This window comes from Frankia nepalensis, assembly GCF_016786325.1.
GTDB classification, from domain to species: domain Bacteria; phylum Actinomycetota; class Actinomycetes; order Frankiales; family Frankiaceae; genus Pseudofrankia; species Pseudofrankia nepalensis.
Map to the genome: position 1 here is coordinate 40,522 of NZ_JADWYU010000103.1, position 13,090 is coordinate 53,611.

The 13,090-nt window shown below is 74.4% G+C and carries 13 protein-coding genes; 12 read left to right on the forward strand and 1 reads right to left on the reverse strand.

The window, feature by feature from the left end; translation table 11 throughout:
- Positions 1-423: 423 nt before the first annotated feature.
- From lepB to I6A81_RS12390, 8 genes are all read left to right on the forward strand, one after another.
- Positions 424-1,647: a signal peptidase I gene (lepB, locus tag I6A81_RS12355; RefSeq protein WP_203002106.1), complete on the forward strand. Its 1,224-nt coding sequence runs from the start codon at positions 424-426 to the stop codon at positions 1,645-1,647.
- Positions 1,644-2,366 carry a ribonuclease HII gene (locus I6A81_RS12360; protein WP_203002139.1) on the forward strand — a complete coding sequence of 241 codons (723 nt, stop codon included), beginning with the start codon at positions 1,644-1,646 and terminating at the stop codon, positions 2,364-2,366. Before lepB ends, I6A81_RS12360 begins: the two co-directional genes overlap by 4 nt.
- Positions 2,363-2,659: a DUF2469 domain-containing protein gene (locus tag I6A81_RS12365; protein ID WP_203002105.1), complete on the forward strand. Its 297-nt coding sequence runs from the start codon at positions 2,363-2,365 to the stop codon at positions 2,657-2,659. The genes I6A81_RS12360 and I6A81_RS12365 overlap by 4 nt, the downstream gene beginning before the upstream one ends.
- Before the next feature lie 215 nt (positions 2,660-2,874).
- Complete coding sequence (locus I6A81_RS12370) at positions 2,875-3,243, forward strand: YraN family protein (RefSeq protein ID WP_203002104.1); 369 nt, start codon at positions 2,875-2,877, stop codon at positions 3,241-3,243.
- Positions 3,243-4,781 (forward strand): YifB family Mg chelatase-like AAA ATPase, encoded by a 1,539-nt coding sequence (locus I6A81_RS12375; protein ID WP_203002103.1) that lies wholly within the window; start codon positions 3,243-3,245, stop codon positions 4,779-4,781. Before I6A81_RS12370 ends, I6A81_RS12375 begins: the two co-directional genes overlap by 1 nt.
- The gene (gene dprA, locus I6A81_RS12380; protein WP_203002102.1) at positions 4,778-6,040 is read left to right on the forward strand and encodes a DNA-processing protein DprA; all 1,263 of its coding nucleotides are present in this window, start codon (positions 4,778-4,780) and stop codon (positions 6,038-6,040) included. The genes I6A81_RS12375 and dprA overlap by 4 nt, the downstream gene beginning before the upstream one ends.
- Positions 6,037-6,630, forward strand: a complete 594-nt coding sequence (locus I6A81_RS12385; RefSeq protein WP_203002101.1) for a hypothetical protein — start codon at positions 6,037-6,039, stop codon at positions 6,628-6,630. The genes dprA and I6A81_RS12385 overlap by 4 nt, the downstream gene beginning before the upstream one ends.
- Before the next feature lie 27 nt (positions 6,631-6,657).
- Positions 6,658-7,746, forward strand: coding sequence for a tyrosine recombinase XerC (locus I6A81_RS12390; protein ID WP_203002100.1), 1,089 nt, complete (start codon positions 6,658-6,660; stop codon positions 7,744-7,746).
- Here the strand turns inward: I6A81_RS12390 and I6A81_RS12395 are convergent.
- Positions 7,683-8,399 carry a murein hydrolase activator EnvC family protein gene (locus tag I6A81_RS12395; RefSeq protein WP_203010181.1) on the reverse strand — a complete coding sequence of 239 codons (717 nt, stop codon included), beginning with the start codon at positions 8,397-8,399 and terminating at the stop codon, positions 7,683-7,685. The genes I6A81_RS12390 and I6A81_RS12395 overlap by 64 nt on opposite strands.
- 917 nt (positions 8,400-9,316) lie before the next feature.
- Between I6A81_RS12395 and rpsB the strand changes: the two genes are divergently transcribed.
- The 4 genes from rpsB (at position 9,317) to frr (ending at position 12,752) form a co-directional block, all read left to right on the forward strand.
- Positions 9,317-10,147 carry a 30S ribosomal protein S2 gene (rpsB, locus tag I6A81_RS12400; protein WP_203005816.1) on the forward strand — a complete coding sequence of 277 codons (831 nt, stop codon included), beginning with the start codon at positions 9,317-9,319 and terminating at the stop codon, positions 10,145-10,147.
- Between the two features lie 399 nt (positions 10,148-10,546).
- Complete coding sequence (locus I6A81_RS12405; RefSeq protein ID WP_203005817.1) at positions 10,547-11,161, forward strand: translation elongation factor Ts; 615 nt, start codon at positions 10,547-10,549, stop codon at positions 11,159-11,161.
- A gap of 257 nt (positions 11,162-11,418) precedes the next feature.
- The gene (gene pyrH / locus I6A81_RS12410) at positions 11,419-12,198 is read left to right on the forward strand and encodes a UMP kinase (RefSeq protein WP_203005818.1); all 780 of its coding nucleotides are present in this window, start codon (positions 11,419-11,421) and stop codon (positions 12,196-12,198) included.
- Positions 12,195-12,752: a ribosome recycling factor gene (frr, locus tag I6A81_RS12415; protein ID WP_203005819.1), complete on the forward strand. Its 558-nt coding sequence runs from the start codon at positions 12,195-12,197 to the stop codon at positions 12,750-12,752. The genes pyrH and frr overlap by 4 nt, the downstream gene beginning before the upstream one ends.
- The last annotated feature ends 338 nt before the right edge of the window (positions 12,753-13,090 follow it).

The following is a 13,090-nucleotide window of genomic DNA, read 5'->3' on the forward strand; positions in this document are numbered from 1 at the left end:
ACTCCCTGAGTGTCCGCGCCCGGTCCGCTCGGTCGGGGCCCATTGGCCCCGGGCCGGCCCGACGCGTCGGTGGACCGGGAGACTCGACGAAACCCGGCCAACCTCCCGTCCCGCCGCCGGGAGCTGGCCCGGTCATACTGGTGTTCCCCGGCTCGGGTTCGGTCGGGCGCGTCAGCGCCACTCACGAAACCCAGCCACGATCCCGACCTCGAACCGGGACTGGGCTCGGTCTCCCAGGTCCTGCTCGGTATCAGGTCGGTGGGGGGGGGGCGCCCCCCCCCCCGGGGGGGGGGGGGGGGCCCCGCGGGGGGGGGGGGGCGGGGGGGGGGGGGGGGCCCCCCGCCCCCCCACGGCGGAGCGGCGATGGTCGCGCAAGCGACCTTGAGTCGACCGCCATACGGCGCGATCGCGTGAGGTGGCGTAGTGAGCTCGTCCGAGCAGGGCACACCGGACCCGGCCGACCTCGGCGGGCTGCCCGCCGGAGCGGGCCGGTCGGCCGGGTGGTCATCGGCCAGCGGGCCGCGTCACGCGGGTGGGCAGGCCCCCACGCCAGGCCACGGCCCCTGGGACGACGATGCCGATCCGCTCGGTCGTGACGTCACCGACGACGGAGACCGGGCCGACGGGGACACCGAGCCCACCGGTGTGGTCGGGCGCCGGATCGGCGGCCGTCGAGCCCGAAAAGGGCAGGGAGGTGACGGGCGGGGCTCGTTCCTACGCGAACTGCCCGTGCTGGTCCTGATCGCGTTCGTCTTGGCGCTGCTCATCAAGGCGCTGCTGGTGCAGGCGTTCTGGATCCCGTCCGAGTCGATGGAGCGCACGTTGCTCATCAACGACCGGGTGCTCGTGAACAAGGTCATTTATCACTTCCGGGACGTCCACCGCGGCGACATCGTCGTGTTCAACGGCGACGGCACTGGCTTCCAGAGCCACGAGTCGGCGATCGAACCGCCGAGCAACGGGTTCAGCCGGTTCATTCGTGGCGTCCAGAACCTGCTCGGCCTCGGGGCGCCCAGCGACAAGGACTTCATCAAGCGGGTGATCGGCGTCGGTGGCGACACGGTGAGTTGTTGCGACGACGCCGGCCGGGTGATCGTCAACGGCAAATCGCTGGACGAGACCTACCTCTTCGAGAACGACAGTCAGCCCTTCGATCCGGTCAAGGTGCCCGAAGGTCAACTGTGGGTGATGGGCGATCATCGCAGCGCATCCTCGGACTCGAGGGCCAACGGGACGATCCCGACGAGTGCCGTCGTGGGCCGCGCGTTCGTCAAGGTCTGGCCACTCAGCAGGTTCGGGTTCCTCAGCACCCCAGACACGTTCGACGGCATCCCGGCGGCGAGCGGGACCGCGCCGGTGGGTGGCGCGCCGGCGCCGGCCGGCGGCGGGGACCCGGTCTTGCCGGCGGGCACGCCCGCCTCGGCTCCTTTGGCCGGGGTGCTCGCATTGACACTGCGTTCGCGTGGCGTGGGCGGGTCGCGGCCGGGCGGGGCCGGGTTCCTCTCGGATCGACGGCGGGGCTCCCGTCGGATCCGGGATTCGTTCCCGATCGACCAGGCCGAGCGGGAAGGTCCGGAAGCTGGCCCGAAAGGTCGGCGATCTGGCGGACCACGGACAGGTCGGGCATGGCGGCGACGTTCCCGATGAGGCCGTCGGGCGTGGTCATCCGGCGTGACAGCGGCCTGTTCGGCTACGAGCGCGCCCTGGCGCGCCGCGGTCTCGGCCCGGTGGCCGGGGTGGACGAGGCCGGCCGGGGTGCCTGCGCCGGCCCCCTGGTGGTGGCCGCGGTGGTGCTCGACCCGCGCCGGGTCGGCCGGCTCGGCTCGCTCGCCGACTCGAAGCTGCTGACCGAGCGGACGCGGGAACGGGTGTACGACGAGATCGTGGCGGTGGCCTCCGCGTGGTCCGTAGTGATCATCCCGGCCGTCGACGTCGATCGATACGGCCTGCACGTCATGAACATCGCGGGCATGCGGCGCGCCGTCGCGCGGCTCGCGACGCGGCCGGGGTATGTGCTTGTCGACGGGTTTCCGGTGCCGGGAATCGAGGCGCCGTCGCTGGCCGTGCGCAAGGGTGACCGGGTCGCCGGCTGCGTCGCCGCCGCGTCGGTCATCGCCAAGGTCACCCGGGACCGGATCATGTATCGGCTGGACGAGCGCTTCGGCGAGTACGATTTCGCGCAGCACAAGGGATACGTCACCGCGGCCCACGCCGCGGCACTGGCGAGACACGGGCCGTGCGAGGAGCACCGCCTTTCGTATGCCAATGTCCAGTCCCTGATCGCACAGGGTGGGGACGAACGATCGGTGCGGCTGGAGGAGACGGTGGCAATGGCCGGCCGGCAGGGCGCGGCGGAGACCGCATGAGCGCCGAGGACCTCGAGAAGTACGAGACCGAGATGGAGCTTCAGCTCTATCGCGAGTACCGGGACGTGGTCGGGCTCTTCTCGTACGTCATCGAGACCGAACGCCGCTTCTACCTCGCCAACGAGTACAAGATCGACGTCCGGAACACGACCGACGGCGAGGTCTTCTTCGAGCTGACGTTGCGCGATGCCTGGGTGTGGGACATGTTCCGGCCCGCGAGGTTCGTGAAGAACGTTCGGGTCGTCACGTTCAAGGACATCAACGTGGAAGAGCTGACCAAGGCCGAGCTCTAGCGGACCGGCGTCGGCCCGCCGGCCCCCGCGCCCGCGCTCACACCCCTGTGGACGGCCGGCGGTCGTCCACAGCGGCGCCGGTCGGCCTCGACGGAAACCGGTCGTGCTCGCACGCTGATCCCGCCGGCGGCTCCCGCCGCCGGGACGGTCGTCGCCGAGCGGCGCCGTCTGGGCGACGCCGGACCCGGGCGGGCCGGCGCGACGCGGGAGGTCCGATGCGGGCCAAGGACGCGCTCGGCAGGTTCGGTGAGGAACTGGCCGCGAGCCACCTCGTCGACGCCGGCCTCGAGATCCTCGACCGCAACTGGCGCTGCGGCGAGGGTGAGCTCGACATCGTCGCCCGCGACGCGGGCACCCTGGTGTTCTGCGAGGTCAAGACCCGCACCGGTACGCGGTTCGGCACGCCGGCGGAGGCGGTCGCTGGCCGCAAGGCTGCCCGGGTCCGCCGGCTCGCGACGCGCTGGCTCGCCGCGCATCCCCAGCTGCGCGGGCCGGTGCGGTTCGACCTGCTGGCGGTGTCGCGGGATGTGGCGCCTGGCCAGGTGGGGTCCGTGCGGGTCGAGCACCGGCGCGGGGCGTTCTGATGGCGCTGGCCCGCACCCTGGCCGTCGGCGTGATCGGCGTCGACGGCCACCTGGTCGAGGTCGAGGCGCACCTGGCCGGCGGGCTGCCCGGTCTTGCCCTGATCGGGCTGCCCGACGCCGCGCTGGCCGAGGCCCGGGACAGGATCCGCGCCGCTGTCCTCAACTCCGGGCAGAAGTGGCCCGACGAGCGGATCACCGTCGGGCTGTTTCCCGCCACCCTGCCCAAGTCGGGCAGCGGGTTCGACCTCGCGATGGCGCTCGCGATCCTCGCCGCGGCCGGGGCCGTGCCCGTGCCCGAGCCGCGCCACCGGGTGCTGCTCGGCGAACTGGCGCTGGACGGCCGGGTCCGCCCGGTGCGCGGCGTGCTGCCGGCCGTGCTCGCCGCCGTCGACGCGGGCGTGACCCGGGTCGTCGTTCCGACGCGGAACGCCGCCGAGGCGGCGCTCGTCCCGGGCGCGCAAGTCGAGCCGGTACCGGACCTGCGCAGCGCGATTGGCCTGCTGCGCGGGGAGTACGAGCCCGAACCGGTGCCCGCCCGCTACCCGGCCGACGGCGGGCGCGCCGGCGTGGACGCGCTCGACCTCGCGGACGTCGCCGGGCAGAGCCGCGGCCGGCTCGCCGTCGAGGTGGCAGCGGCCGGCGGCCACCATCTGTACCTGCAGGGCCCGCCGGGCGGCGGCAAGACGATGCTGGCCGACCGGCTGCCCGGGCTGCTGCCGGACCTGGACCTGGCCGCGGCGATCGAGGTGACCGCGGTGCATTCGGTGGCCGGCGTGCTGCCCGCCGACACCCCGCTGGTCAGCCGGCCGCCCTACCGCAGCCCGCACCACAGCGCGACGCCGGCCGCGCTGGTCGGCGCGGGCACGACCACGATCCGTCCGGGACTCGCCTGCCAGGCCCACAGAGGCGTCCTGTTCTTGGACGAGGCCGCGGAATTTTCGCGCACCGCGCTCGACGCCCTGCGTCAGCCGCTGGAGAGCGGAACCATCGAGATCGCCCGGGCCCGGATGACCACCCGCTTCCCCGCGAGGTTCCTGCTGGTGCTCGCCGCCAACCCGTGCCCGTGTGCCCGTGCCCGCGCCGCCGGCGCGAACGCGTGCGAGTGCCCCAGCGCGGTCCGCCGTCGCTACCAGGCACGGCTGTCCGGCCCGCTGCTGGACCGGATCGACCTCCAGATCGAGGTCGGCGCGCCGAGCCGGGCGGAGCTGCGCGCGGACAGCGGCACCGCCGAGTCGAGCGCCGTGGTGGCCCAGAGGGTCGCCGCCGCCAGGACCGCGATGAGGTCCCGGCTGCGCGGCACACCCTGGCGGACGAACGCGGAGGTGCCGGGCGCCGTGCTGCGCCGGAACTGGCCGCTGCCGCCGGAGGTGACCTCCGCGGCCGACCGCGCGTACGAGACCGGCTCGCTGACGGCCCGTGGCCTGGACCGGGTGCTGCGGGTCGCCTGGACGTTGGCCGACCTGGAAGGTGCCGGCCGGCCAGGCCCCGCGCAGCTGGGCCTCGCGCTCGACCTGCGGATCCCCGGGCGGTCCCGGTGAACGCCGTCGCCGTCCCCGGCCAGCCGGACCGCCCGGGCCAGGCCGCGCCGGCCGTGGAAACTCCCGCGGACGAGTCGCCGGAACGGCTCGCCCGAGCCGCGTTGTCGCACCTAGTCGGGTACGGCAACACACGGCTTGCCCAGCTGCTGCGCACCCATGGCCCGGCGGAGGCCTGGGACCGGGTGCGCGCCGACCACCCCGACATCGAGCCGCGCCGTGACCTCGACCGCCTCCATCAGGCCGGCGGATGGCTGCTGTGCCCCGGGGACCCGGGCTGGCCGCCCGGGCTCGACGGGCTGGCCCGGGCGGCTGAGGCGGCCGAGCCCGAGTACGGCGCGCCGCTGGCGCTGTGGATCCGTGGCGACGCCGACCTCACCGACGGCCACCGATGGGGCGTGGCGGTCGTCGGCAGCCGGGCGGCCACCGCCTACGGACTGCACGTCGCCGGCGAGCTGGGCTGCTCCCTCGCCGAGCGGGACTGGACCGTCGTCTCCGGCGCGGCGTTCGGGATCGACGCCGCCGCGCACCGTGGCGCGCTGGCCGGCGGCGGGCGGACGGTGGCGGTCCTCGCCTGCGGCGTCGACGTGCCCTACCCGGTGGCGCACGCCCGGCTGCTCGACGATATCCGTGACCACGGGCTGCTGGTCAGCGAGGTGCCGCCCGGGAGCCCGCCGCTGCGGCGGCGTTTCCTGATCCGGAACCGGCTGATCGCCGCGCTGACCAGGGGCACCGTGCTCGTCGAGGCGGGCCCGCGCAGCGGCGCGCTCAGCACGGCCCGCCACGCCCGCCGGCTCGGGCGCGCGCTGATGGTCGTGCCCGGACCGGTGACCAGCGCGATGTCCGCCGGCTGCCACCGGCTGCTGCGCGACCACCGGGAGGAATGCGCCCTGGTCACCGACGCCCTCGATGTCGAGGAGGAGATCGGGCCGGTCGGCCGGGCGGTGCGCCCCGCGACGGGCCAGCCCGCGGGGCCGCGCGACGACCTGCCCGCCGTGGTACGTGCGCTGCTGGACGCGATGCCGGCGCGCGGCACCGTCGGCGTCGCCGTGCTCGCCGCGCGGATCGGCCAGCGGCCGCGAGACGTGCTGGCCCTGCTCGGCCCGCTCGCGGGGGAGGGCCTCGTCGAGGCCCGTCCGGACGGATACCGGCTGACCGCGCTGGGCCGGCAGCCCGCCAGGCGGCCCACGCCCCCGAAACGCGCCGGCGAACCAAATGGCCAGGAAGACGGATTGTTCCCGGCGCGGGAGGTGCGCCCATGATCTCGAGTGTCGAGCTGGCTCCCCTGCGGGCCGCGCTGCGGCTGGTCCAGCGAGACCTCGACGCCGGCTCGCCGAGCGGTCCCGGCCTCGACGCCGAGCCGGGCGCCGAAGGCCTGGACGCGGGTGGCGAGGCCGTCGTCGCGGGCACCGGTCGTTTCCGGCTGGTCGCCACCGAGCAGGGCGTCTTCGTCGCCCTGCCAGACGGGCGGTTCTGGGTGGGCGGAGCCGGGGCGCTGCCGCTGGCCGATCCGCGCGGCGAGCACGCCGACAGCGCCGCCGCGACCGTCGCGGTCGCCATGGGCGCGCAGGAGTGCCTCTCCGAGCTGCTCTGGCACCGCTGGCCACGCTGCCCGGAGCACGGCGCGACCCTGCGGGCCGAGACCGCCGACGGCGAGGCGGTCTGGTGCTGCGGCGTTGGCCACCGGGTGGCCGCGGTCGGCGGGCTCGCCCGGGCGATGACGCGCCCGCCCGCCTCCCCGGGCACCGGCGTGCCCGCCGCGGTCCAGGACGAGCGGCCCGGCCCGGACGCCGCGGGCGCGGCGGGCGTGGACGCGGACGGCGCGAACGGGACGGAGCCGGAGGTTGTCTGACGGCGCCCGGGCGGGTGAAGTAGCGGCATGGCGCGAGGTGGGGCGGAGCAGGCGCAAGGTCTGGCGGGGCAGGCGCGGGGCGGGACGGGGCGGGACGGCGGCGGCGGCGACCCTGGCTGGGACCGCGCGGTGGCCGCGTTCGTGGACTACCTGGCCGCGGAGCTGAACAGGTCACCGCGGACGGTGCGCGCCTACCGAGCCGATCTCGCCAGCCTGCGTGCGCACGCCATCCGGCTGGGGCGGCCCGAGCTTGCCGCGTTGGACCTGGCCGTGCTGCGTGACTGGCTGGCCAGCCAACGCGCGGCGGGCGCGGCGCCGGCCACGCTCGCGCGCCGCTCGTCCGTCGCCCGCGTCTTCTGCGCCTTCGCCGCGCGCCGGGGCCACCTGGCCACCGACGTCGCGGCCCGGCTCGCCGGCGTGCGCGCCCCCCGGCGGATCCCACGGGTGCTCACCGCGGCGCAGGCACGCGTCCTGCTGGCCGGTCCGCCCGCGGACCAGGCACCAGGCCCGGAGGGCGGCACCGCGGCGGGCCAGCCGGATGACGGCCAGCCGGGTGACGACCCGGCGGGGCAGAGCCGCCGTGGCGCCGGTCGTGGGCCGCTGGCCACCGCCATGCGGCTGCGCGACGACGCCGTGCTCGAGCTGCTCTACGCGACCGGCGCGCGGGTGTCGGAGCTGTGCGGTCTCGACCTGGATGACATCGACCATGAGCGACGGCTGCTGCGGGTGACCGGGAAAGGCGACCGGCAACGCGCGGTGCCGTACGGCGTCCCGGCTGGGCGGGCACTCGCGTCCTGGCTGCGCGCCGGCCGCCCCGAGCTCGTCACCGCGGCGTCCGGGCGCGCGCTGCTGCTCGGCGCCCGCGGCGGCCGGCTGGACCCACGGGCCGTCAGGCGGATCCTGGCCGACCGGCTCGCGGCGACCGGAAGCCCCGACGGGGTGACCCCGCACGGCCTGCGGCACAGCGCGGCCACCCACCTGCTCGACGGCGGCGCGGATCTGCGCGCGGTGCAGGAACTGCTCGGCCACGCGAGCCTCGCGACCACCCAGATCTACACCCACGTCACCCCGGAACGGCTGCGCTCCGCCTTCGAGCGGGCGCATCCGCGTGCCTGATCCCCCAAGCCCAGCGGCGGCCGGCCGGCATCCCCACGCGCCGGGCGCGCCGCCGCCACGCCGGTCCCGGGCCGGGCCTGGAGGGGGAGAAGGCGGGGAGGCAAGGGCAGCAGGAGGGCCAGCGGGCTGAGGTAGTCCGCGCCGCGTCGCAAGCCCCAGTGCAGGCACGGCGCCGGCGCGCAGCCCTGGTGGCCTGGCGCCAGCCGCCCGAGCGGCGTCCCGGCCGTCACCCGCTGGCCGGCGGTGACCAGCACCGTCAGCGGCTCGTACGTGGTGCGCAGCGGTCCATGAGTGACCGCGACGACGCCTCGGCCGGCGAGCACCCCCGCGTAGCTCACGACACCGTCGCCCGCGGCGCGCACCAGCGCGCCGACCGGAGCGGCCAAGTCCACGCCCCGGTGCCCCGCGCCATAGGGCGCCCGCGGCGGCTGGAACGGGCGTCGCGCCAGCAGCGGCCCGTCGAGCGGCGCCCGCCACCGGGCCGGGTCGGCGGCCGGATCGTCACCCGGACCAGCCTCGGCGGCCGCCAGCCCAGCCGTGGCGCCGGCTCGCGCGTCACCGCCAGGCCCCTGCTCGCCGGTCGGCGCCACGACCGGTGAGGCCGTGGCGGTGGGCGGGAGCGTGGCGGTGGGCGGCGTAGGGGGTGACGGCATGGCGGGTGGGGAGGCGGTCATGGTCAAGCCGCTGGCCACGCCGTCCGTCGGCGCGGCCGCGGGCCGTTCGCCGGCCGTCGCCGTCGCCGTCGCCGTCGGCGGTGGGGCGGGCGGGGCCCCGGGCCCCCCCCGGGGAATGGGGCCCCCCCCCCCCCCCCGGGGGGGGGGGGGGGGGGGGGGGGGGCCGGGGGCGGGGGGGGCGGGGGCGGGGGGGGGGGGGCCGGGGCCGGGCGCCGCGGACACCCGCGGCGAATGGGGCCAGCCGAACGCCAGCAGGGTGGTCAGCAGGGCCGCCGCGACGAGCGGTCGAGGGTCGGGCAAGGGGGCCATCGGGACTCCAGGACGGGCCGCTGGGATCGCGACCGGGGACGGGCGGCGAAGGTTGGAGGACCTGCCCGTCCCCGGTCGCGGCCGCCGGCCCGGGGGCTGTGACCGGCGCGGCACACGATGCGGGCGGCGGGCCGGCCGCGCCAGGCTCCGGCCGCCAGCTGTGGACGACGCCGCCCCTGTGGACATCCGCCTCGCTCGTCCGTTCGACGGCGCGGCGGCCGCCGGTCCGCCGGAGTGGCCGCCGGCGCCGGGCCGGCCGGGCCACGGCGCCGCGTGCCCGGCGGCGAGCCGGTGACGCCGAGCGGCGAAGGCGCGCCGTGGCCGAGTATCATCAGCTGCGGAGCTCCGCGAGGAGCTCACTTCGCACGCCCGCTCCCGGCGGGCGCGACGGCCCGGTGCCTCTCAGAGGTCACCAGCGGCCCGCGCGCTCCGTCGCCGCCCGGCTCATCGCCGATGTGGCAGGGAGGGCTCCCTCGGTCCGTCGCTTCGCGGCGGTAGGAGCTGACCGGGCGTCAGGGGCCCGGCATGAGCCGCGGCCGACAACCGAGGCGATCCGGCTGCGCGCCGGACAGGAAGGAGCGGCGGTCATGGCCGTCGTAACGATGAAGCAGCTGCTGGAGAGCGGCGTCCACTTCGGGCACCAGACCAAGCGCTGGAACCCGAAGATGAAGCGCTACATCCTCACCGAGCGCAACGGCATCTACATCATCGACCTGCAGCAGACCCTGTCGTACATCGACCGCGCCTACGACTTCGTCAAGGAGACCGTCGCGCACGGTGGCACGGTGCTGTTCATCGGCACCAAGAAGCAGGCTCAGGAAGCGGTCGAGGAGCAGGCCCGCAGGGTCGGGATGCCCTACGTCAAGGAGCGTTGGCTCGGCGGCATGCTGACCAACTTCTCCACGGTCTACAAGCGCCTGCAGCGGCTCAAGGAGCTCGAGGAGATCGAGCTGACCGGTGGCACCGAGGTCCGTACCAAGAAGGAGCAGCTCGTCCTCTCTCGGGAGAAGGCGAAGCTCGAGCGGACTCTTGGCGGTATTCGCGACATGTCCCGCGTGCCCAGCGCGGTGTGGGTCGTCGACACCAAGAAGGAGCACATCGCGGTCGGTGAGGCCCGCAAGCTCAACATCCCGGTCGTCGCGATCCTGGACACCAACTGCGACCCGGACGAGGTCGACTACCCGATCCCCGGCAACGACGACGCGATCCGCAGCGCCGCGCTGCTCACCCGGGTCGTGGCGGACGCGGTCGCGGCGGGCCTGATGTCCCGCGCCGGCGCGAGCGCCAGCGACGTCAAGCCCGAGCAGCTCGCCACTGACGAGCCGCTGGCCGAGTGGGAGCAGGAAGTCCTGCGCCGTGACGCCGAGGCGGTTCCCGCCGAGGCCGTCACTCCGGACCCGGTCGGCTCGTCGGTCTGAGCAGAGGACCTTGGGCGGGGCCACCTGTTCGTCCCGGGTGGCCTCCGGTGGCCCCGCCCGCCTGTCTTCTGAAGACTCCCACCCCGATGTCGGGCCTCGCCTGACGAACTGGCTCGGGCCGGCCCGCGGCCGACGCCTGCTGGGCCCGCGTCCGTCCACCTTGTCCACTCGGGAACGACGCGGGCCTTGCCGTTGCCCGGCCGGGAACCTCGGAACTGGATAGCCGGCTGGCCGGCGGTCAGCCTTTCAGAGCCGGGACGCGCCCTACCCGGGCGCCTTGGCCCGCGATGACGACACCCACCGCGGCCCGTGGGGCCGGCGGCGGACGTCAGACGCCGTACGTCCGCGCCGGGTGACCGGCGCTATCCAACGACCGCACCCAGAACGGGATGAACGAAGATGGCACAGATCACCGCGGCGGACATCCGGAAGCTCCGTGAGGTAACCGGCGCCGGGATGAGCGACGTCAAGAAGGCCCTCGTCGATCACGACGGCGACTTCGAGAAGGCGAAGGCCTGGCTGCGCGAGAAGGGTCTCGCCGGCGTCGCCAAGCGGTCCGGCCGGTCCACCGTGAACGGCCTCGTGGACTCCTACCTGCACCGCACCGACCCGCAGCTGCCGCCGACCATCGGCGTCCTGATCGAGCTGCGCTGCGAGACCGACTTCGTCGCCAAGACCGACCAGTTCAAGCAGCTGGCCCGCGACGTCGCCCAGCACATCGCGGCCGCCGACCCGCTGTACGTGACCGCGGACGCGATCCCGAACGAGGTCCTCGAGCAGGAGAAGCGGATCTACGAGGCCGCCGCCCGCGAGGAGGGCAAGCCGGAGCCCGCGATCGCCAAGATCGTCGAGGGCAAGCTGAACGGCTACCGCAAGAGCGTCGCCCTGCTTGACCAGCCGTGGGTGAAGGACAACAAGGTCACCATCGCCGCGCTCGTCGAGGAGGCTGGCGCGTCGCTCGGAGAGAAGATCGAGGTGGGTCGCTTCGCCCGCTTCAACATCCGCCAGGCTTAGCGCCTCCGGGCCGGGCTACCGGTGTCGCCGCCAGCGCGCGGTGGCCGGTGGCCCGGCCCGACCCGTCTGTCGCCGAAAGGGCCCTCCGGCCCGACCCGCGGTCGGGGTGGGGAGCGGTCGCCGGGCTTCCGGCTGGATGCGGCAGACTGCAGTCAGCGAGGACCTCCGGCCGACCCGCGGGGCCGCCGGCGCCGCCAAGGAGGCGCAGTCATGATGATTGAGCCCGCCTCCGAAACCTCTGTGGGGAGTGGCCACCCGTGACCGATCATGTCGAGGTGGCCACCGGGGCTGAGAACACCGAGCCCAGGTGGTCGCGCGTCCTGCTCAAGCTCTCGGGCGAGGCGTTCGCCGGCGGGGACGCCTTGGGTATCGACCCCGTCACCGTTTCGGCCATCGCGCGCCAGGTGGCACAGGTCGCCCGAACCGGCATCGAGGTGGCGATCGTCGTCGGCGGGGGCAACATGTTCCGCGGCCAGGCGCTCGCCGAGCGTGGCATGGACCGCGCGCGCGCCGACTACATGGGCATGCTCGGCACCGTGATCAACTCTCTGGCCCTGGCGGACTTCCTCGAGCGGGAGGGCACCGTCACCCGGGTGCAGACCGCGATCGCGATGGGCCAGGTCGCCGAGCCCTACCTGCCGCTGCGCGCCATCCGGCACCTGGAGAAGGGGCGGGTGGTCATCTTCGGCGCCGGTCTGGGCGCGCCCTTCTTCTCGACGGACACCACGGCCGCGCAGCGTGCCCTGGAGGTCAAGGCCCAGGCGGTGCTGAAGGCGACCAAGGTAGACGGTGTCTACGATTCCGACCCGCACACCAACCCGGCGGCTGTACGTTTCGACACGCTCACCTATGGTGAGGTACTCGCTCGTGGGCTGAAGGTCATGGATGCCACGGCGATCAGCCTGTGCATGGACAACGCGATGCCGATCGTCGTCTTCGACCTACTGACCGAGGGAAACATCTCCCGCGCCGTTCGAGGTGAGAAGATCGGGACTCTGGTCAGTGTCGACGCCTACGGAACGGAAGGACAGCGGTGATCGACGACACACTCCTCGAGGCCGAGGAGAAGATGGACAAGGCCGTCTCGGTTGCCAAGGAAGACTTCGCCAACATCCGGACGGGCCGTATCACGCCCGCCGTGTTCTCGAAGATCCTCGTCGACTACTACGGCGCTCCCACTCCGGTGCAGCAGCTGGCATCGTTCCACATCCCCGAACCCCGCATGGTCATCATCACGCCCTATGACAAATCGTCACTGGGTGCCGTGGAGAAGGCCATCCGCGACTCTGACCTCGGTGTCAACCCCGGTAACGACGGTTCGATCATCCGGGTCGTCTTCCCCGAGCTGTCCGAGCAGCGCCGCCGCGACCTCGTCAAGGTGGCCCGGACCAAGGCCGAGGAGGCCCGGGTCAGCATCCGCAACGTGCGTCGGCACGCCAAGGAGGCGCTGGACCGGATCGTGCGTGACGGTGAGGCCGGCGAGGACGACGGGCGCCGGGCGGAGAAGGACCTCGACGAGGCGACCCACCGTTACGTCGCCCAGGTCGACGAACTGCTCAAGACCAAGGAGTCGGACCTGCTCTCGGTCTGAGCGGCGAGCGGGGAAGATCACGTTGTCCGCCGTGTCCAGGTCGGATTGGCTGTAGGCGGACGGCGGGAGGCCCGGCGCTGGTCCCCGCGTCGCGTCGAGGCGGCCGCGCGGGAGACTGGCCGCGCGGCCAGTGACGCGCGGTGCACACTTCGCGAACCCGGAGCCTCGCGTGCCGGAGTGACGAGCCGACCGACGCGCGAGTGGCCCACGACGTCGGGTTGGGAGACGATCCCCGGACCGACAGTGACGTGACCGAAGGGACGAGGTGAGCGAAGGTCTGCGCGCCAGCGCGCCCGGAGTCTCCGCCGAATCCGGGGTCCCTGCCCGAGCCGGGGTTC